At 55.1% G+C, this 20,413-nt stretch carries 17 protein-coding genes; 7 read left to right on the top strand and 10 right to left on the bottom strand.

The genetic code is table 11. The features are described 5' to 3' along the window. Positions 1–159: 159 nt before the first annotated feature. On the top strand, positions 160–1,083 hold the full coding sequence (locus F0319_RS10540; protein WP_149366870.1) for a LysR substrate-binding domain-containing protein: 924 nt from the start codon (positions 160–162) through the stop codon (positions 1,081–1,083). A 256-nt stretch (positions 1,084–1,339) separates the two neighbouring features. Beyond that, on the top strand, positions 1,340–3,721 hold the full coding sequence (locus tag F0319_RS10535) for a glucose/quinate/shikimate family membrane-bound PQQ-dependent dehydrogenase (RefSeq protein WP_149366869.1): 2,382 nt from the start codon (positions 1,340–1,342) through the stop codon (positions 3,719–3,721). An 89-nt stretch (positions 3,722–3,810) separates the two neighbouring features. Here the strand turns inward: F0319_RS10535 and F0319_RS10530 are convergent, their stop codons facing one another. From F0319_RS10530 to F0319_RS10505, 6 genes are all read right to left on the bottom strand, one after another. Then, the gene (locus F0319_RS10530; protein ID WP_127730792.1) at positions 3,811–5,505 is read right to left on the bottom strand and encodes a methyl-accepting chemotaxis protein; all 1,695 of its coding nucleotides are present in this window, start codon (positions 5,503–5,505) and stop codon (positions 3,811–3,813) included. A 160-nt stretch (positions 5,506–5,665) separates the two neighbouring features. Further along, positions 5,666–6,784, bottom strand: coding sequence for an S-(hydroxymethyl)glutathione dehydrogenase/class III alcohol dehydrogenase (locus tag F0319_RS10525; RefSeq protein ID WP_149366868.1), 1,119 nt, complete (start codon positions 6,782–6,784; stop codon positions 5,666–5,668). Positions 6,785–6,814: 30 nt separating this feature from the next. Further along, positions 6,815–7,090 (bottom strand): metal/formaldehyde-sensitive transcriptional repressor, encoded by a 276-nt coding sequence (locus tag F0319_RS10520; protein WP_021242544.1) that lies wholly within the window; start codon positions 7,088–7,090, stop codon positions 6,815–6,817. A gap of 100 nt (positions 7,091–7,190) precedes the next feature. Beyond that, positions 7,191–7,961, bottom strand: a complete 771-nt coding sequence (locus F0319_RS10515; protein ID WP_149366867.1) for an SDR family NAD(P)-dependent oxidoreductase — start codon at positions 7,959–7,961, stop codon at positions 7,191–7,193. Between the two features lie 55 nt (positions 7,962–8,016). Next, entirely contained in the window at positions 8,017–9,159 is a 1,143-nt protein-coding gene (locus tag F0319_RS10510; RefSeq protein ID WP_240168089.1) for an arabinose transporter, read from the bottom strand. A gap of 114 nt (positions 9,160–9,273) precedes the next feature. Beyond that, positions 9,274–10,596: an amidohydrolase family protein gene (locus F0319_RS10505; protein ID WP_149366865.1), complete on the bottom strand. Its 1,323-nt coding sequence runs from the start codon at positions 10,594–10,596 to the stop codon at positions 9,274–9,276. Between the two features lie 169 nt (positions 10,597–10,765). Here F0319_RS10505 and F0319_RS10500 point away from each other — a divergent pair, with 169 nt between their 5' ends. After that, positions 10,766–11,671, top strand: coding sequence for a LysR family transcriptional regulator (locus F0319_RS10500; protein WP_111964653.1), 906 nt, complete (start codon positions 10,766–10,768; stop codon positions 11,669–11,671). Here the strand turns inward: F0319_RS10500 and F0319_RS10495 are convergent. Next, on the bottom strand, positions 11,584–12,555 hold the full coding sequence (locus F0319_RS10495; protein WP_149366864.1) for a LysR family transcriptional regulator: 972 nt from the start codon (positions 12,553–12,555) through the stop codon (positions 11,584–11,586). The genes F0319_RS10500 and F0319_RS10495 overlap by 88 nt on opposite strands. 90 nt (positions 12,556–12,645) lie before the next feature. Between F0319_RS10495 and F0319_RS10490 the strand changes: the two genes are divergently transcribed. The 3 genes from F0319_RS10490 (at position 12,646) to F0319_RS10480 (ending at position 14,307) form a co-directional block, all read left to right on the top strand. Then, positions 12,646–13,122, top strand: a complete 477-nt coding sequence (locus F0319_RS10490; RefSeq protein ID WP_149366863.1) for a GNAT family N-acetyltransferase — start codon at positions 12,646–12,648, stop codon at positions 13,120–13,122. A gap of 124 nt (positions 13,123–13,246) precedes the next feature. After that, positions 13,247–13,915, top strand: a complete 669-nt coding sequence (locus F0319_RS10485; RefSeq protein ID WP_111964656.1) for an epoxyqueuosine reductase QueH — start codon at positions 13,247–13,249, stop codon at positions 13,913–13,915. Positions 13,916–14,034: 119 nt separating this feature from the next. Further along, positions 14,035–14,307 (top strand): ElaB/YgaM/YqjD family protein, encoded by a 273-nt coding sequence (locus F0319_RS10480; protein WP_023311651.1) that lies wholly within the window; start codon positions 14,035–14,037, stop codon positions 14,305–14,307. A gap of 29 nt (positions 14,308–14,336) precedes the next feature. Here the strand turns inward: F0319_RS10480 and F0319_RS10475 are convergent, their stop codons facing one another. Next, positions 14,337–15,800 carry an EAL domain-containing protein gene (locus F0319_RS10475; protein ID WP_149366862.1) on the bottom strand — a complete coding sequence of 488 codons (1,464 nt, stop codon included), beginning with the start codon at positions 15,798–15,800 and terminating at the stop codon, positions 14,337–14,339. 276 nt (positions 15,801–16,076) lie between these two features. Between F0319_RS10475 and F0319_RS10470 the strand changes: the two genes are divergently transcribed. Beyond that, positions 16,077–16,961: a MarR family transcriptional regulator gene (locus F0319_RS10470; protein ID WP_149366861.1), complete on the top strand. Its 885-nt coding sequence runs from the start codon at positions 16,077–16,079 to the stop codon at positions 16,959–16,961. A 35-nt stretch (positions 16,962–16,996) separates the two neighbouring features. Here the strand turns inward: F0319_RS10470 and F0319_RS10465 are convergent, their stop codons facing one another. Both F0319_RS10465 and F0319_RS10460 read right to left on the bottom strand, forming a co-directional pair. After that, positions 16,997–18,172 (bottom strand): HlyD family type I secretion periplasmic adaptor subunit, encoded by a 1,176-nt coding sequence (locus tag F0319_RS10465; protein ID WP_149366860.1) that lies wholly within the window; start codon positions 18,170–18,172, stop codon positions 16,997–16,999. Next, positions 18,169–20,349, bottom strand: coding sequence for a type I secretion system permease/ATPase (locus tag F0319_RS10460; RefSeq protein WP_149366859.1), 2,181 nt, complete (start codon positions 20,347–20,349; stop codon positions 18,169–18,171). Before F0319_RS10460 ends, F0319_RS10465 begins: the two co-directional genes overlap by 4 nt. Positions 20,350–20,413 lie beyond the last annotated feature (64 nt).

Raw genomic sequence — 20,413 nt, 5'->3', positions numbered from 1 at the left:
GCAATGAGCAATAAATGAACAAGGACGTTCGCTCTTATTCCCCGCCGAAAAACATGTTGTAACTCAAACAGATCAAATGTTAAAAATATTTTGCTATCAGGTTATCAAAATTAAATAACTTAACTTGTCACCCGCATCGCTCTGTTTTTAACATCGCCTATGGAAAAAAATGGTCTGTTCAGTCAGCGCATACGCTTGCGCCATTTGCATACATTTGTGGCCGTCGCTCAACAGGGAACGCTGGGGCGTGCGGCTGAAACCCTTAACCTGAGCCAGCCCGCGCTATCTAAAACACTCAACGAGCTGGAACAGCTGACCGGCGCCCGTCTTTTTGACCGCGGTCGGCTGGGCGCGCAGCTTACCATCGTGGGCGAACAGTTCCTTACGCACGCCGTCAAAGTGCTGGATGCGCTCAATACCGCAGGCCAGTCGCTGCACCGAAAAGAAGAACACACCAGCGAGGTCGTCCGCGTCGGGGCCCTGCCCACCGCCGCGCTGGGCATTCTTCCGCCGGTGATTGGCCAGTTCCACAAGCAGCAACGGCATACCACGATTCAGGTTGCCACCATGAATAACACCATGCTGCTCGCGGGGCTGAAATCGGGCGAGCTGGATATCGGTATCGGCCGCATGTCCGACCCTGAACTGATGGGGGGGCTCAATTACGAACTGCTGTTCCTGGAGTCCCTGAAGCTGGTGGTTCGTCCCGATCACCCACTGCTGCAGGACACGGTGACGTTAAGCCGCGTCATGGAGTGGCCGTTGGTGGTGTGCCCAAAAGGGACCGTCCCGCGCCAGACCGCCGAAACCTTGCTGCAAATGCAGGGGTGTACGCTGCCCTCAGGGTGTATCGAAACGCTGTCAGCCTCGCTTTCACGCCAGCTTACGCTGGATTATGACTACGTCTGGTTCGTCCCTTCCGGGGCGGTAAAAGATGATTTACGCCAGGGAACGCTGATCGCGCTGCCGATTACCTCCCCTGGCCCCGGTGAACCCATCGGCATATTGACCCGCGTCGACACCCCACTCTCAACGGGTGCGCAGACGCTGCTGAGCGCCATCCGTAAATCAATGCCGGTTTAAAACCTTTTTGCCCTTCGCCCTGACCCTCTCCCCTCAGGGGCGAGGGGGTTGACCTGTGCCTTAATCAAATAATGCGGAATAAATCATTAACAATTGCGTAAAACAATTTAACAGTTTTATCATAGCGGCGAATTCACCAAATGGTTCGTAAATTATTTGATATAAAAGAATTCACCGGTATCAACCATCAATCCCACCGCATTTATTACCCAACTGGTACATACCCGACACAGCGGGGGGAGCTAAGGAGACAGAAATGGCATTTGGCAGCGCGCCGCGCGGGATACCTCGTATTCTGCAGTGGCTTCTTGCCGGACTGATGATGCTCATCGGTCTGGCCGTCGGCGGGTTGGGCTTTAAGCTCGCCACCGTGGGCGGAAGTAGTTACTTCCTGATAATGGGCGTGGTAATGGTGATTGCCGCGATCCTGATTTTCCTCAACCGCACCAGCGGGATCGTGCTCTATAGCATTGGATTTATTGCCTCACTGTTCTGGGCGGTAAGCGATGCGGGCTGGGATTTCTGGCCGCTCTTCTCCCGCCTGTTTACCTTTGCCGTACTGGCGTTCCTGTGCGCCATCGTCTGGCCCTTCCTGCGCACTGCAAACTACGCTGCACCGAACAAGACGCCCGCCTTTGGCGTCGCGGCCCTGCTCGCGGTGGCCATGCTGGTCAGCCTGGGCTGGATGTTTAAGCCTCAGACCCTCGTGGCTGCCAACGAGCCCGTTCCGGTGAAACCCGTCGCCCCTGGCGAGCAGCAAAAGAACTGGGAGCACTGGGGCAATACCACCCACGGCGACCGTTTCGCCGCGCTGGACCAGATCAACAAGCAAAACGTCAGCTCGCTGAAAGTCGCGTGGGTTGCACACACCGGCGATATTCCGCAGAGCAACGGCTCGGGTGCGGAAGATCAGAACACGCCTCTGCAGGTTGGCGACACGCTGTTTGTCTGTACTCCATACAGTAAAGTGCTGGCGCTGGACGTGGATTCCGGTAAAGAAAAATGGCGCTACGATTCCAAAGCCACGGCCCCTAACTGGCAGCGCTGTCGCGGTCTGGGCTATTTTGAAGACCACTCCAGCGTGACAACGTCACAGGCAGAAACGCAGCCTGCAGCATGCCCTCGCCGCCTGTTCCTGCCCACTACCGATGCCCGTCTGATTGCCATCAACGCGGATACCGGCAAGGTCTGCGACGACTTTGGCGACCATGGCACCGTGGATCTGAGCGTCGGCATGGGCGAGATTAAGCCCGGATATTATCAGCAAACCTCCACGCCGCTGGTTGCCGGGAACGTTGTCGTCGTCGGCGGTCGCGTCGCGGATAACTACTCTACCGGCGAGCCGCCGGGCGTGGTGCGCGCCTACGACGTTCACACCGGTAAGCTGGCCTGGGCGTGGGATCCGGGTAATCCGAACCTGACCGGCCTGCCGCCGGAAGGCCAGACCTACACCCGCGGTACGCCGAACGTCTGGTCAGCGATGTCTTACGACGCCAAACTGAATCTAATCTACCTGCCAACCGGCAACGCCACGCCAGACTTCTGGGCGGGAGAGCGTACCGCACTGGACGATAAGTACAGTTCATCCATCGTCGCCGTCGACGCGGCCACCGGTCAGGTTCGCTGGCATTTCCAGACTACCCACCACGACCTGTGGGACTTCGACCTGCCTTCCCAGCCGCTGCTGTACGACCTGCCTGACGGTAAGGGCGGCACCACGCCTGTGCTGGTGCAGACCAGCAAGCAGGGCATGATCTTCATGCTTAACCGCGAAACCGGTAAGCCGGTCGCGAAGGTAGAGGAACGCCCTGTCCCGGCGGGTAACGTTGAAGGTGAACGGTATTCCCCGACCCAGCCGTACTCCGTCGGCATGCCGATGATTGGCAACCAGACGCTGACCGAATCCGACATGTGGGGCGCGACGCCTGTCGACCTGCTGCTGTGCCGCATTCAGTTTAAAGAGATGCGTCATCAGGGCGTCTTCACCCCACCGGGTCTCGATCGTTCCCTGCAGTTCCCTGGCTCACTCGGCGGGATGAACTGGGGCAGCGTCTCCGTTGACCCGAACAACAGCCTGATGTTCGTCAACGATATGCGCCTGGGCCTGGCAAACTATATGGTGCCGCGCGCGAACGTGGCGAAAAATGCCAGCGGCATCGAGATGGGGATTGTCCCAATGGACGGCACGCCGTTCGGCGCGATGCGCGAACGCTTCCTGTCGCCGCTGGGTATTCCGTGCCAGAAGCCGCCGTTTGGCACCATGTCAGCCGTTGACCTGAAAACCGGCAAGCTGGTGTGGCAGGTCCCTGTCGGCACGGTGGAAGATACCGGCCCGCTGGGCATTCGTATGCACATGCCAATCCCAATCGGCATGCCGACCCTGGGCGCGTCGCTCTCTACCCAGTCCGGCCTGCTGTTCTTTGCCGGCACCCAGGATTTCTACCTGCGCGCGTTTGATACCGCCACCGGGAAAGAGATCTGGAAAGACCGCCTGCCGGTCGGCAGCCAGTCCGGACCGATGACCTACGTGTCGCCGAAAACCGGTAAGCAGTACATCATCATTAACGCCGGTGGCGCTCGCCAGTCGCCGGATCGCGGTGATTACGTTATCGCGTACGCGTTACCCGATAAGAAATAAGATGTGAAAAAGGGACCGAAAGGTCCCTTTTTTGTAGGTCAGTTTTTGTAGGTTGGGTAAGCGAAGCGCCACCCGACGCGGCTGTCGACTCAGAACGTCTCCCAGTTATCCCCGCTATCTGCTACCGCCGGACGTAGTGCAGCCGGTTTTACCGCTGCGGAGTTCTGCGGTTGAGTGCGCCCCTGTGTCTTGCTGCTCAACCGAAACGCCCCGACCGCCTCGGTCAGACGCGCGCCCTGTTCTTCCAGAGAAGCCGCCGCCGCGGAGGCTTCTTCCACCAGCGAGGCGTTCTGCTGGGTCACTTTATCCATCTCAGAAATCGCCTGGCTCACCTGGACAATACCGCGGCTCTGCTCGTCGGACGCTGCGGCAATCTCCAGCATGATGTCGGTCACGCGTTTAACCGCTTCAACGATTTCATTCATAGTGTTACCGGCGGCGACAACCTCGCCGGAACCCTGGTCGATCAGCGAAACGGATTCATTGATCAGGCTTTCGATCTCTTTTGCGGCATTCGCGCTGCGGCTTGCCAGAGTGCGCACTTCACTTGCCACCACGGCAAATCCGCGCCCCTGCTCGCCCGCCCGCGCCGCTTCTACCGCCGCGTTAAGCGCCAGGATATTGGTCTGGAAGGCAATGCTGTTAATCACGGCGGTGATTTCAGAGATCTTCTTCGAGCTGCTGGAGATATTGCCCATGGTTTTCACCACGCCGGAAACCATCTGACCGCCGCGACTGGCTTTACCGGAGGCATCTTCCGCCAGCTTGCTGGCGTGATGGGCGTTATCGGCGTTCTGCTTCACCGTCGCGGTGAGCTGTTCCATGCTCGCGGCAGTTTGCTCAATGGCTGCGGCCTGCTGCTCGGTACGGGAAGAGAGGTCGGTGTTACCGGCTGAAATCTCGCTGGTGCCGCGGTAGATCTCCTCCGCCCCCTGACGAACAGTGCCTACGGTGTTTTCAAGCGAGTGCTGCATGGTTTGCAGATCGCGCGTCAGGCGACCAATTTCGCTGCGCCCCGCCACGTCGTCCGGCATCGTCAGGTCGCCCTTAGCGATATTCTCGATACGTTTCGCTGCACGCTGCAGCGGATTGATTACCGTGCGGCGCAGCACGACAAAGGTCATCGCCGTCAGCACCAGCGCCAGCGCAAACGCGCCCACCATAAACATCAGGCCCAGCTGCGTGCGGCTGTGTGCCTGCGCCGTTAGCGCATTGGCACGGTCAGTACGGATTTTAATTGCCTTCAGCAGTACGGCGTTGTAAGCGTCGTCCAGCGGACGCGCCGTTTCGTTTTCATGGTTGATAATCGCCTCGAACATGCCGTTTTTGGCGAATTTCACCATCGGCTGCATGCCCGCGATATAGGCGTCATACCGGGTCTTAAGCTCCGCATCCAGCGCTGCGCCCTCGGCGGTACGCACGGCGCGATTCATGTAGGCGGTAAAGCTATCCTGAGACTGCTTAATGCGTGTTTCCGCCTCGCTGATGTTCTGCTTCATCGCATCCATCTCTGCGATACGGCTTGCCGCACCGGCGTGGATCAGATTGATACGCGCGGTTCGCAGATGGTTTGAGCTGTTCGACAGCCCCATACGCACCTGAATTTCGGATGTGACATCCTGCTGATCGTTATCGGCCTGCAGCAGGAAATACCCTGCCAGACCCGAGCTCAAGGCAAACAGAAGAATAATGCCACCGAGAATGGAGGAAAACAGCGGAACCAGCCTGATGTGATGCAAGAAGCCCAGCTTGCGCTGCGCCAGCATCGAAGTAGTGTTGTCCATGACCGTCGACTCTCTTGTAGGTAAGATGCGTAAAAACACGCCTGTTAAATAGTCATCGGCACGGCAGAGATTTAGATTACGGCTAAAAACGCCGCACTGGTCACACTTTAGAGAAGATTATTAAAGAAATGCCAGCGGCGAAAAACCGCTGGCAGAAGAGTTACTTGTCGCCGAAATGGATAACGGTACGGATGGATTTTCCTTCGTGCATCAAATCGAACGCCTCGTTAATCTGCTCCAGCGGTAAGCGGTGGGTAATGAACGGATCGAGCTGAATCTTGCCGACCATAGCATCTTCAACCATACCCGGAAGCTGGGTACGCCCCTTCACGCCGCCAAACGCGGAACCGCGCCATACGCGCCCGGTGACCAGCTGGAATGGACGGGTTTTAATTTCCTGGCCCGCTCCGGCCACGCCAATAATGATGCTCTCGCCCCAGCCTTTGTGGCAGCACTCCAGCGCGGAACGCATCACGTTGACGTTGCCGATACACTCGAAGCTGAAGTCCACGCCGCCGTCGGTCATCTCAACGATGACGTCCTGAATCGGCTTCTCGTGATCTTTCGGGTTCACGAAATCGGTCGCGCCCATTTCACCCGCCAGCCTGAATTTCTCCGGGTTGGTGTCGACCGCGATGATACGACCGGCTTTCGCCTGAACCGCACCCTGAATCACCGCCAGACCAATGCCGCCGAGACCGAACACCGCCACGGTATCGCCCTCTTTAACTTTTGCCGTGTTGTGCACCGCGCCGATGCCGGTGGTCACGCCGCAGCCCAGCAGGCAGACTTTGTCCAGCGGAGCCTGCGGGTTCACCTTCGCCAGCGAGATCTCCGCGCAAACGGTGTATTCGCTGAAGGTGCTGGTGCCCATGTAGTGATAAACCGGCTCGCCGTTATACGAGAAACGGGTGGTACCGTCCGGCATCAGCCCTTTCCCCTGAGTGGAGCGCACCGCCTGGCAGAGGTTAGTTTTGCCGGATTTACAGAACTTACACTCGCCGCATTCCGCGGTGTACAGCGGGATCACGTGATCCCCTGGCTTCAGACTGGTCACGCCCTCGCCCACTTCCACCACAATCCCGCCGCCTTCATGGCCGAGTACCGCCGGGAAAACGCCTTCCGGATCGTCGCCCGAGAGCGTAAACGCATCGGTATGACATACGCCGGTATGGGTAATTTTGATCAGCACTTCACCTTTCTTTGGCGGTGCCACGTCAATTTCAACGATTTTGAGCGGCTGGCCGGGGCCAAATGCAACTGCAGCGCGAGATTTCATATGTCTTCCCTTCTTGTCAGGTATGTGGATTTATTTTAGATAAGAGCGCAGTAAATGGCCGACTTCCGCCATGCGTACGGCACGCTGATCCGGCGTGGTTTCCCCCGCTACCAGCTCATCTTTGAGGTGAATCTCAACCATTTCGCCCATCAGGCCATTGGCAGCCCCGCGCACGGCGGCAATTTGCTGCAGGATGGCCAGACAGGGATCGCCCGACTCCAGCGCGCGTTCAAGGGCATCTACCTGGCCCCGAATGCGCCGGACGCGGGTAAGAATACGTTTTTTATCTTCGGGTGAATGCGGCATACGCCCTCCTGATACTATAGGGGGGTATGGTACATTTATTATTGATATAATGTAAACACTCTGTTTTTATAGTTAACACACATTTTGTTAACGTTACGTATTACTCCGGCAGCGTTATCCCTGAAATCTCAGTACATATATCAATGAGACGATCCTGCAATGCCGCATTGAGAGCCTGTGGATTAGCGGCCATGCGCTTCATGTGGTAGAAATATTTGCCCGTCACATCAGCCGCAGAATCATGGCTGGCTGCGAGCCATGCCTGAGTGAGATGTGCCAGGTCCATATCGTCCGGAGCGTGCGGCCCACCCATTTTTGTCGGCACCCAGCCAGGCTCCAGGCTGTTGATCCGCACGTTACGCCAGCGACGCGCCAGAGCAAAAGCCAGCATAGCGTCATATAATTTGCTCTCAGCATAGGCGTCAGCACCATTCCAGCGACGTTTTTGCCAGAGAATATCATCCAGGTTTTCCCGGGCATGATGATGCATACCCGAACTCAGATAGACGAGGCGCTGCGGACGTTCAATCAACGCGGTAAGTATGTAAGCCGAGAGCGTGTTGATCGCGAAAACATGCGGCAGCCCGTCGCGGGTCACGCGATACGCTTCGTTGTAGCCAACGGCAGCATTGTGGATGACGGCATCGAAATGCCCCAGTTCGTTGACGCATAAAGCCGTTTCCCTGGCACCGGCAATGGTCTCCAGGTCACCTACAACGACAGCTTCAGCCTGGGGTAAGGTGCGCAGGGCATCTTCAGCACGGTTGGCATTACGCGCGTGCAATACAACCTGATGTCCTTGTTGAACCAGCAGTTCGGCTGCCATCAGGCCGAGGCCTGTAGACGAACCGGAGATGAAAATGCGTGACATATAATTTCTCCAGATTATTAAACCGACAGCAAGGGCTACCGGCTCGGATGTTTATTCAGGATTGCTGCATGCGAGACGCGCTCGCAATCAGCGCCCCCAGCAGCGCACAGACTGCACCAGACAGATATACAGCGGCATAACTAAACTGGCCGGCGATCAGGCCAGCTACAGGCCCGGCGATTCCATAAGCGACATCCAGAAAGGCAACGAATGCGCCCATTGCACTGCCGCGGTTGGCTTGTGGAACGCGTCTTAAGGCTTCAACGCCCAGCGCGGGGAATACCAGCGCACAGCCCAACCCGGTGACCAAAGCGCCGGCAAGCGCCACCCCTTCGTTTGAGCCCAGCCACAACATTGCCTGACCGAGAGCTTCAACCACCAGGGACCATACCGCAACGCGGTAGCCGCCCAGCCGATCTGGCAGATGCCCGAAGGCGAGGCGAACAAAAATAAAACCGAGGCCAAAGGCAGTCATTACCAGTCCAGCGTTCTGCCAGTGATGTGCTGCAAAGTACAATGAGGCAAAAGCGGTAAGCCCGACACCCTGCAGCATCAATCCCAGACCTTCGCGCCAGATGCGCCCTACTACGCGATGGAATGGCAGCCGCGGACCTCCTGGCGATCTATATGATGTAGTACCTAATGCAATCAGCGTGGCCAATAGCGGTGAAGCAATACAGGCAATCATCGCCGTCGCGAGGCTGTAATGCTGATAAAAGGCCATTCCAACAGGAGCACCGATTGAAAGTGCCGCAAACATTGCGATGCCAGTCCACGACATAGACATCCCGGCGCGCTGAGGGCCAACGGAGGCAATTGCCCATGACACGCATCCCGTCACGAACTGGCTTTCGCCAAACCCGGCCATCAGACGCCCTGCGATAACAATGCAAAGTGTCGCTGTGGGTGAAAGGTCCGTTGCTGAAGCGACCAGATAGAGTCCTCCAGCCAGCGCCGAAAGGATCGCGCCCTGAAGCGCGGAGCGTTTGCCGCCCTTCTGGTCGGTAATCCGTCCGGCGTAGCCGCGAGTGAGCACCGTTGCCAGGAACTGGATGCCTATTACCAGTCCCACCACGACGTTGCTAAAGCCGAGATGGCCATGGATGAACAAAGGAATCACCGGCAACGGCAGTCCGACGGCCAGATAGCCAAAAAATAGCGCGGCGATAACGCCCGTTGCCGGGCGGGGAAGAAGCACGGGCAGAGTATTATCCTCCGCTAGCCGCTTTATGACGTGGGCTTCCATCAAATTCTCCTTGATGATACAGGCGTGAGAGAGTTGAACGGCCCGGAGTGTCGGGCCGCTCAGTTATCAAGATGCTGTAAAGAGATCGGCGTGATAGCCGCTGGCTTTGAGCAGGTAATCGCGAGAGCGGATGATATCCGCACTCAGCGACGCCAGATCGATGCCCGTTAATTTGCCCGCACGCTTGCGCAGCTGGCCAGCCACCATCACGGTATCCACATCAGACCGTTCAATCGCCTGCACAACAGTGCCGATCGCGTTGGTCACGGGGAAAACGGCGACGCCGTTAGTACGAATCATGATAATGTCGGCCTGCTTTCCTGGCGTAAGGGTCCCAATCTGGTCCTCAAGTCCGGCCGCTCGCGCACCATTCACAGTTGCCGCCTTAAGGACCGCCTCTGCCGTAATGGGAGATGGCACGTTCTCCTCGCCACGGAAGCGACGGTAGCGCATAGCCGATCGCTGCTGACCGAACAGCGCGTGCATTTCTCCGAACATATCGCTGCCAAACGCAGTATCCAGGTCGATGCCCAGCGCCGGGGTTAAGCCGTTATCAACAGCCTGCTGGTAAGCAAAGGTTTCATCGTCGAAACCAAATAACGCATCCGAACGTGGATTGACCGTGACGTTGACCCGTGCATCGGCCAGCAGCTTCCACGTATCCTGAGGAACTCTTGAGCAGTGATTGAAGATGTTATCCGTGCCCAGTACGCCCGGTCTGGCAAACTCAGGGCCGAGGTTAGCGAGATCGCCGATGAATTCAGTCAGAATGCGCATGTCGAGCTTGCGTGCGATCTCCCACCAGTCAAGATTGAGCTGACCAAACAGACCAACCTGCACAAGGCTGTCATTTGTATTCCAGCCTCGCGACAGTCGCTCCAAATCGGCAGGCAAATGCGCCGATGGAGCTTCTTTATCCATTGCCGCACCAACCATATGTAACGCCCGGATGCCGCTCTCCTTTAGAGCATCTAGTGCTGCATCAGTGTGCTCGGGGCTGCGCGAGTTGTGGCAGGCATCAATAATGGTCGTGATACCAGCGTCCAGTGAGGCAAGTGCCGTGAGCATGGTACTCAGGTACATGTCCAGTGGACGATAGTGTTTGCCCAGTTTCTCTGCGACGACATCAATGTAAGCAAAAAGATCGTCGACGTCCGGCATCATGCGGCGCATAACCCCAAGCCACGCGTGGTGATGGGCATCAATCAGGCCAGGCATAACAATATGATCGGTGGCGTCAATCACATGGGCTTCATCCGCATGCAAATCCGGGCCGACAGCCGCTATCCGGTCGTCCTGCACAAGCACATCGCCCACGGAGAGATTGGGTACGTCAGCATCCAGGGTCAGGATGATGCCGCCTTTAAAAAGTGTGCGCGTCGTTGTCATTTCATGTTCCTCAGGGTTAAGTGGTGCCGTTCGTTGCGCGGTTCGCCAGGACGACGATCGTGAAAATTGCTCTTCGCAACGAATTGGCTGACACAATAGGTTGCGCGCCATCTTTGATAAAGGTAGCTTTATTCAAATTATATTTGCATAAAGTCAAAGGTGAGCGGGAATGAGTTTTGACGGACGGTTACTGTCAGGATTAAGCGTGTTGGCCGCGGTGGTAGAGGCGGGCAGCTTCAGCCGCGCTGGCGAGGTGCTGGGGCTGTCAGCGTCTGGCGTCAGCAGATCGATAGACAGGCTTGAAGAGAGGCTAGGCGTGCGCTTGCTGAACCGGACTACGCGTACCTTGAACCTGACGAATGAAGGTCGGGCTTTGTATGAGCGCGCCGCGCCGCATCTGGAAGGTATCGAAGTTGCAGCGAGCTACGTCTCCGGTGCCGCCGTGGCTGTTCGGGGTACATTAAGGGTCAGTCTTAATCCAATATTTGCCCGACATATTTTGGCGCCGAACCTGCCGCTGTTACGCGAACGTCATCCGGAACTGGAACTGACAGTGGTCCAGCAACCGGACGTCGGGGATTTAGTGACGGAGGGAATAGATGTTGCGGTGCGTTTTGGGCCGCAACTCCCCTCGACTATTACGTCAAAATTGTTGTTAAAGACACGCGTGCTGACGGTAGCATCACCGGCCTATCTGGAACGGCACGGGCGACCGGGGCATCCTGAAGCGTTGAAGAGTCATGAGTGCATCCAGTTTATCGATCCTCGCCGCGGTAAGCCGTTCGAATGGGAATTCCGCCGTGGTCGGGAAGTTCTGACGGTTGAAACCCGTGGCCATCTCACCACAACCGATGTCGATCTGATGGTTCAGTCCTGCGTAAGTGGCGTTGGCATTGCCCAGGTGCTTTCACTCAGCGTTGAACAGCTGATCGCTGACGGAATGCTGGTCGAAATTTTTCCGGAATGGCCGGGCGAAACCTATCCTCTCTATATCACGCGGCCTTCACGTCGACTTGCTCCCGCCGCAGTCGAAGCCTTTATGGAATTTTGCGCCAGCATTTGCAGCTCCTCCTGAAGCCAGCGCGTTGCGCCCCGCTGGCCGCTGCGTTTATGCGAGTAAATTTTCACTTCAAACGTGCGTATCGAGAACGGTAAAGGAAAAATCCTCAGGCCTGCTGCCGCAACCAGCTTCTCAGCGGCGTATCGAGGGATGGCCATCAGCAGGTCGCTTTCCGCTACGATAAACGGTGCGCTGAGCATCGACGGCGTTTTGATCGCGATTTGTCGGGTATAGCCCAGTTGTTCCAGCCGCACGTCCAGAACGCCCTGCTTCTCATTCCATGGCGTCACCACCAGGTGTCGGGCAGCGAGATACTCCTCCAGCGTCAGCCGCGTCCGGCGCGCGTTGCTAATGACCACATACTCATCTTCAAACCAGTCGATCTCTTCCAGCTCCGGGTGCCGGATATCATCCTGAGTGCTGAAGCCCAGCGCCAGATCCACCTCGCCCGCCAGCAGTTCCGTCAGCGCCGGGCTGTGAGGCAGATAGCGCAATTCGAAACGCAAGCCCGGGGCCGCAAGCTGCAGTTTGTGCATCAGCGCCGGGAAAATGCACAGCGCGGTAAAGTCCGTTATCGCAATTTGTAAGCACTCCGAACTGCTGGCTGCATCAAACTCCGGCTGCGGAGTCAGCTCATGATTCAGAAACGACAGTGCGGAAGCAATCGAAGGCGCGAGCTGAGAAGCATACACGCTGGGGGACATGCGATGCCCTTCGCGGAAGAACAGCGGGTCATTCAGGGTGGCACGCAGACGCGACAGCGCATGGCTCAGTGCCGATGTGCTCATCGCCAGCTCGTCAGCGGCCAGCCGAACGGAGCGGTGGCGGTAAATCGCGTCGAAAACGGGCAGCAGGTTTAAATCAAGACGCCTCAGTACCGGATGCATAATATTCATCATTTGTTGATTTCATTGCACTTAATTCTTCAGACAATACGCCGTATGCTTAACGCCATCAATCAAGACGCACGCAAAAAAGCAGGAAAAACAATGAGCATCACCCTTCGTCAGGCGCGCCCCGAAGATGCGGCAGCCATTTACGCCATGATTTATGAGCTGGCGGTGTATGAAAAAGCCCCGGAAGAAGTGGTTACCACACCGGAGGAGATCCGGGAAACGCTCTTTGGCGCAGGCACAAAAACCGAAGCGTTGATCGCGGAGTGTGAAGGCAAGATCGCCGGCTATGCCGTGTTCTTCACCAGCTATTCAACCTGGCTTGGCCGCAACGGGATTTATATGGAAGACCTTTACGTTTCCCCGGAATATCGCGGTAAAGGCGCGGGAACAGCGCTGCTAAAACATATCGCTCAGCTCGCGGTAAAACGGCAGTGTGGCCGCCTCGAATGGAGCGTGCTGGACTGGAACCAGCCCGCCATCAATTTTTATCTGAGCATTGGCGCGCTGCCGCAGTCCGAATGGGTACGATACCGTCTTGACGGAGAAGCGTTGCTCAAATTTGCCGAATAGCGGCACGTCATACCCGAGAAGATCCCGCCCCGCGGGATCGCTCTTTCCTGCGTCGATCCCGTCTCAACAGATTCTGAATTTATGCTACCCTTCCATAAAATTCATAAACATAGTGCAGAACGCCATGACGACAGCCCCTTTTATCCGCCCTCAACTCACCTTGCCAAACGGCGCTGACAAACTGCTGCTGCACTCCTGCTGCGCCCCCTGCTCGGGTGAAGTGATGGAGGCCATCCAGGCGTCGGGCATTGAGTACACCATTTTCTTCTATAACCCCAATATCCATCCGCAAAAGGAATACCTCATTCGTAAAGAGGAGAATATTCGCTTTGCGGAAAAACACGGCGTGCCGTTTGTTGATGCCGATTACGACACCGATAACTGGTTTGAGCGCGCGAAAGGCATGGAATGGGAACCCGAGCGCGGCGTCCGCTGCACCATGTGCTTCGATATGCGTTTCGAGCGTACGGCGCTCTATGCGGCAGAGAATGGATTCAACGTCATCAGCAGCTCGCTCGGGATCTCCCGCTGGAAGAACATGCAGCAGATAAACGACTGCGGCCAGCGTGCGGCCGCGCGCTATCCGGGTATGGTTTACTGGGACTATAACTGGCGCAAACAGGGCGGCTCTTCACGCATGATTGAGATCAGCAAGCGGGAACAGTTTTACCAGCAGGAATACTGCGGCTGCGTTTATTCGCTCAGAGACAGTAACCTGCACCGTAAGTCACAGGGCCGCCCTCTGATCCGCATCGGGAAACTGTTTTACGGTCAGGATGACAATGAGAAATAACGGGTTCCGGATATAGAGATATATCCGAAAACCGCCCTTTCAGGTGCCGAATTTAGCCTTGCGTCTCCCGTATCCACAAAGAGCGGCTATCCTTTAATTATCAACAAAAGGAGGCAAAAATGTCTGATTTCGGTACTGATAAAAACACCCAGTTTGCTGAAGATAAAGCAAAAAATAAATTTGATGAACTAGCAGGCTCAGCGCAGCAGCAGTTTGGTGAATTCGTTGATTCACCAAAGCATCAGGTAAAAGGTGCAGCCAAAAAATATGCCGCGCAGGCCAGCGATGCCGTTTCCGATGTAACAGAAGCGGTCAGAAATAATCCCCTCACCGGCCTCGTCGCCGCGGGTGCTGTCGGTATTGTTCTCGGTCTGTTGCTGGGTCGAAAATAATAAAAGCCCCTTCGGGGCTTTATTTTTACCTAACTAAACAATCTTACCATACGGTCTAACTCATCCTCTTTCACGGCCCGCGATAAATAATACCCCTGAAAATTCTTGACGCCTAGCGCGACTAATTTCTCAAACTTTTCTTCACTATCAACCCCCTCTGCAATACAGTCCGTTCCGGTCATATCGCTATAAAGCTGTATCGCTTTAATCAGGTTATAGTCATTATCGTTTGCCACAAAATGCTCAACGATGTCCCGATCCAGCTTAAGTCCATCAAAATGCACCTGGCGCACCGGGAACATAGTTTGATGATTCGAGAAGCAGTCATCCAGATACAATCGACACCCCGTATTACGTAAATGCCGCATGGTTTCAGGGATCCTTTTGTCCTTCGTTACGTCAATATCCTCTGCAAATTCAAAGACCAGCTTTTCGGCCCACTGCGGTTTGAGCAGCATATCGATGGCTTTGCGTGCCATATCAGGCAATGCATTCCCGGAAGCCAGGCGAGGCGGGATGTTCACAGAAAAATAATATTTCCCGTTATACTTATTAATACCCGAAACGGCGGCATGGATGACTAACGCTGTTATTTTTAACCATATCTCATGATTTGAAATGTCCGTGAGAAAACTGGCTGGCTTGACAATTTTACCGTTTTTATTCCAGCGGATAAGTATTTCAAAACCTACGCCCTTTTTGTCACGATCGGTAATAATCTGATAGGCAGGGAAGATCTCTCTTTTAAGTAGCGCATTAAATATTTCTGTTTCCTTATCCGTGAATTCTGTTTTCTGGCGCTGATGTTTAATTCGCCCTTCCGCTTTTAAATTATGCGGATCGTGTAGCCATCGCTTAATTAAATTTAATTTGAGAACACCCTCCTTCCGATGGGTATAAACCGTTTTATTCGACAACCCCATTCTTTCGCACATTTCTTTTACTGACATACCGCGATAGAAATTTAATAAAACATCAATCTCTCTTTTTGTTAGCCACTTTACGTTTTCCTGGGAAGAGTTATCCCGGTAACGATCGCGCAATAAGCACGAACGGTCCTTAAATAAATTATGGTGCGGATGAATAAAGGTTATAATATCTGAAACGCGGGCTATACGAATCAATGATAACTGATAACTATTATTTAAAAGACTGCCCAGGGTGCGATACAGCCAGCCATCCGGCATTTCACCATACAGGGTGACGCGTCGAATAACGGGAAGTGTATTGAGCACGGATGCCAGACGCTTCAGGCTTTCCAGGAGATTCACGACCCCCTTACCAAGAAAGACAACGATATGAGCAGTTTGATTTATAAGGATATTTTCCATATCCCGCTCGGATATTTCATCCCCCTCAAAGTGCAGATGCGAAGCCTCTATTCCGTACTGGCTTAGGATCAGACGATATCCCTGGAACGTAAAACCGCAGGCTGAAATGACAAATTTTTGTTCATCGCACGCCCCATTTCTGTGAGAAATTTTGTGGGTCATAAACTGCTCCTGGGCACTAACGCACCTTTTCCATTTGTGAACACGTAAAATCTAACGCACCTTTTATAATCATTAATTTTACAATACAGCCACAGGGTACGAAACATTTATCAGTTGAACTCACCGGAACATCTTTGCGTTAATCACCGCGGTTTAAATATACTTTTCTTTTCAAATAACCCCGACAAACATCTCATTCTCAGGGTATAATGAAAATTCCGAAAAAGAAGACTGGATACTTCATCTATCGGTTCATTCAAATACGAGAAAAATGCTATGGATAATCATATCTCATCCAGGGCCTTGCTACATCGAAGGGATGTTATAAAGAGCAATCCGCGATTCGGTGAGGCAATATCAGAGCACTACACAATTAATGACACCATCTACAAAAAACAACCTTTGTTCTACAAGACAATGCTGCAGGAATCACGATTCAATATTATTCTCTCCATGTGTTGTTTTATTTTTGGAAATCAGGCCGAGTCAGTTTCAGAGATTAAAGAGTTATGTTCTCGCTATAAGATAGCCAGCCCTAACAGCGTTATTGCGATCATTACGATACTCAGAACTACCGGGCGCATCAGGACCTGGCGCTGCATGGAAGACCGACGTAAAACGAGAATCGCGCCCACTGAAAAAGGTCTTAATGAACTTAAGCGTTATATGTCCGGTGCTTTTTTGCCCGTCAGTATTCTTTACCCAGCATTTAACATTAATGTTAACCTGTTGGATAATGATATTTTGAGAAACAACTTTTTTCGCCGCGCGGCTGAATATCTTTTTCGGGGATTAACGTTCCGAAAGGTGCTGCCAGAAGTGGGGTTATTTATCGATAAAGATGGCGGGCGTATGATTATGCTTTATCTTTACCTGCAGGCCATGAAAAACAAATCAGCCCATGGTGCCGTCATTGAATATTCAGCAAGCACGCTAGCAAAAGAATTTTTTGTTTCGCGCATTCACGTCAACCGAATAATTAAATCGGCACAAGAGGCAGGTTATCTTAAAGATCGTGGTGATGGTCGAATGTCGATATACCCGGCGTTTCTCGAACTTGTTGAAAATTATGCCGGATTATATTTTGCGTATGTTACCCATTACATCAACGTTGTACCTAAAGAGCGACGCCACGCTCAAAACATGACGTCAACCGTATAATTCACCAGGCGTTCGGTGTTCCGAACGCCCTTAACCTATCGTTCCCGCAGCGCCTCTTTTGCCTTGTTCAGCGGTTTCAACAGATAATCCAGAATGGTTTTGCTGCCGGTTTTAATGTCTACGGTAGCAATCATGCCCGGAAAGACCGGGAATTCCTGACCTTGCTTATTGGTCAGATGGTTACTGTCGGTACGGATATAGACGCGATAGTAATAAACATCTCTTTTCACCTCATCCTGCAGGGTGTCCGGCGAAATCATGGTCACTTCCCCTTCCAGCCCGCCGTAAATGGAGTAGTCATAGGCCGTCACTTTTACCAGCGCCTTCTGTCCGGGATGGATAAACGCCACATCGCGCGGCGAAATTTTCGCTTCAACCACCATCTGATCGTCAAGCGGAACCAGACTCATCAGCTTGCCGTTCGGCGGGATGACGCCTCCCACGGTCGTAACGTCGATATCCTTCACGATCCCGCGAACCGGGGCATTGAAGGTCAGCCGGGTCAGAGAGTCTTCCCGACCCTTCATCACCGAACGCTGGGCTTCAATCTCCGCATTGGCTTTCGCCAGCTCTTCACGGGCGCGAACGTAATACTGGTTTTTCATCTCGGTGATTTTGTTCTCAAGCTCATTTTTCTGACGCTCAAGACGTAGCACCTCCACCTTGCTGGCCGCTCCCTGTGTCACCAGCGGACGGGTTAACGACAGTTCGCGCTGCACCAGCTCGGCCCCCTGACGCAAACCGGCCAGTCCTTTTTCGAGGCTTTCACGACGGGACTGGTAGAGCGCCGTTTCCTGTTTGACCAGCTCAACGTCGTCATCCAGTTCTTCCGGAAACGCGAGTTCCGTGTCGTTCACCTCGGCCTTCAGGCGCGCCGCCGTTGCCAGCGCCGCATTCAGACGAGACTCACTCTCCAGCACGCTCGACTCGGTTTTCGTCCGGTCAAGCTGCGCGAGCTGCTGGCCGCGTTCCACAATGTCGCCTTCGCGCACCATCAGGCTGTGGATAATGCCGCCTTCCAGGGACTGAATGACCTGCTCATGCGAAGATGGTATCACCTTACCGCTGCCGGTGGTCACCTCATCCAGATGGAACAGGCTTGCCCAGGCGATAAACACCGCCAGCAGGGCAAACAGCGACCATGCCACCAGGGTAGATCGCGGCAGGCGAGGCTCCTTCAGCCGGCTATTGAAACCAGACAAATCATTCATGCCGCGCCCCCCTCTGCAACCGCCGCCGGCTTCATGGTCACGGTGCGCTGTGCTGCTTTTTGCGGTGCCATACCGTGCTGGTGCAGGATAGCGTCGCGCGGTCCGTCCATCACCACCTTGCCGTTTTCCAGCACGATGATGCGGTCGACCAGGTCCAGAATCGGCAGGCGATGCGTCGCCACGACCAGCGTCCGGCGTTTACCCAGCCATTTGTGAAGATGCTGAATAAACTGCTTCTCGCTCATTTCGTCCAGCCAGGCGGTAGGTTCGTCCAGCAGCAGGATATTTGGTGAAGTGATCAGGGCACGCGCCAGCAGCAGCGCCTGACGCTGTCCGCCGGAGAGGCCCGTTCCGCCTTCGTTAATGATGGTGTTCAGCCCCATTTTCTGCTTGCGCACAAACTCCAGCGCGCCGCTGTTGACCAGCGCCTGATGAATTTCGTCATCGGTGGCGAGCGGGTTCCCCATCAGGATGTTGTCCCGCACGGAGCCAAAGAACAGCCGGGCCTGCTGGCTCAGCAGCTGCATGTCCCGACGCACGTCGGCCGGGTCGAGGTGATTGAGCGCAATATCGTCCAGCAGAATGCTGCCCTGCTGCGGCTCCTGCATGCCCGCCAGAAGCTGTAACAGCGTGCTTTTCCCGGAACCATTGCGTCCAAGCACAGCCACGCGCTCCCCGGCGCGGATCTGCAGCTTGCTGATGTTGAGCACGGTGAGTTTCTCTTCCTCGTCGTAGTAAAACCCAACGTCCTCAAGCGAATAGTCGCCGCGCAGGTGGGCCTTGTGCACCTTCTTGCCGTGCTGCGGATCGTCAATCGGACGCTGCATCAGATCGTCCAGCCCCTTGCGGGCCACTTTCGCCGACTGCCAGCGCGAGAGCACGCCTGAGATCTGCGACAGCGGCGCAATGGTCCGCGACGCCAGAATCGAGGTCCCGACCAGCGCACCGGTGGTCATATCGCCGCTGATGACCAGATAACATCCCACCAGCAGCACTACCGCATAAACGATGGACTGCACCTCCTGCGTCCAGGTGAGCAGCAGGCCCGTCAGCCAGCGCTGCTTCATGCCGACGCTGGCGGCGACGTCGTTGGTGTTATTCCACTGGTTCTGGAAACGCTGTTCGGCGCGCATCAGCTTGATGTCTTCAATGCCCTGCACCGCTTCCACCAGCGTGGCGTTACGGATGGCGGATTCGCGCATCCCTTCGCTGGAGAGTTTCCCCAGCGGGCGCTGTACCAGCAGGCCCGGGATGAGCAGCAGCGGCACGGCGAGCAGAACCACCAGCACCAGCGGACCGCCAATCATCCACAGAATGAAGACGAACAGCAGGAAGAACGGCAGATCGGAAATCGCCGCAATGGTGGTGGAAGTGATCAGCTCGCGCACCGACTCCAGCTCGCGGATCTGCGCGATAAACGATCCGGTTGATTTCGATCGCGCGCCGTTTTTAATCCGCAGCGCGTGGGCAAAAACGCGTTCAGAGATACGCAGGTCGGCGCGCTTGCCCACTACATCAGAAATATGCACCCGCAGCATACGCATGATGAATTCGAACACGATGGCAATCATCACGCCGCCAAACAGCACCCACAGCGTGGCCTCCGACTGCGACGGCACCACCCTGTCGTATACCTGCATGGAGAAGACCATGCCTGAGAGCGCCAGCACGTTAGCCACCAGCGCCACAAGCATAATATCGCTGTAGCGTCGCCAGTCCTTCAGCGCCAGCTGCCAGAACCAGTTTTTCTCATACGGTTTGATGTAGTCATCCACGCGGGCATCCGGCGTGGATTCGAGCGGGCGCAGCACCATCAGGCCCTTTAACCGCGACCCGATCTCCTCGCGCGTCAGCGTCGTCTCCAGCCCCGCATCGCCGCTGAACTGCAGGCTGACGTTGCCTTCGTTGTCCATGCGGTTGATCACCGCAATCTGCCCGCCGGTAAATTCCGCCAGCAGCGGCAGACGCCACGGATCGAGGGATACCGCTTCCGCCGCCACCACACGCATCCCCAGCCCAAGCTGGCGCGCCATCTCCTCCAGCACCAGCTGGCGCGGAGACTGGCTTTCATGGTTAATTGTGACCCGAACATGCTCCGCGGAAAAATCCAGCCGGTAGTGCTTCGCGATGATGAGCATGCCCTGCAGCCAGGGTTCGTACAGTGGATGTGTCTTCATAAGGCTACGTCCTGTCCAGAGCGGTAATTCCGCCCTGAAATGATACCTTTACGGGATGATTAAA

The organism is Enterobacter vonholyi (assembly GCF_008364555.1).
In the GTDB taxonomy this organism is placed as follows: domain Bacteria; phylum Pseudomonadota; class Gammaproteobacteria; order Enterobacterales; family Enterobacteriaceae; genus Enterobacter; species Enterobacter vonholyi.
The sequence above is the reverse complement of the archived record's forward strand: the minus strand, read 5'-3'. Positions and strand labels throughout refer to the sequence as shown.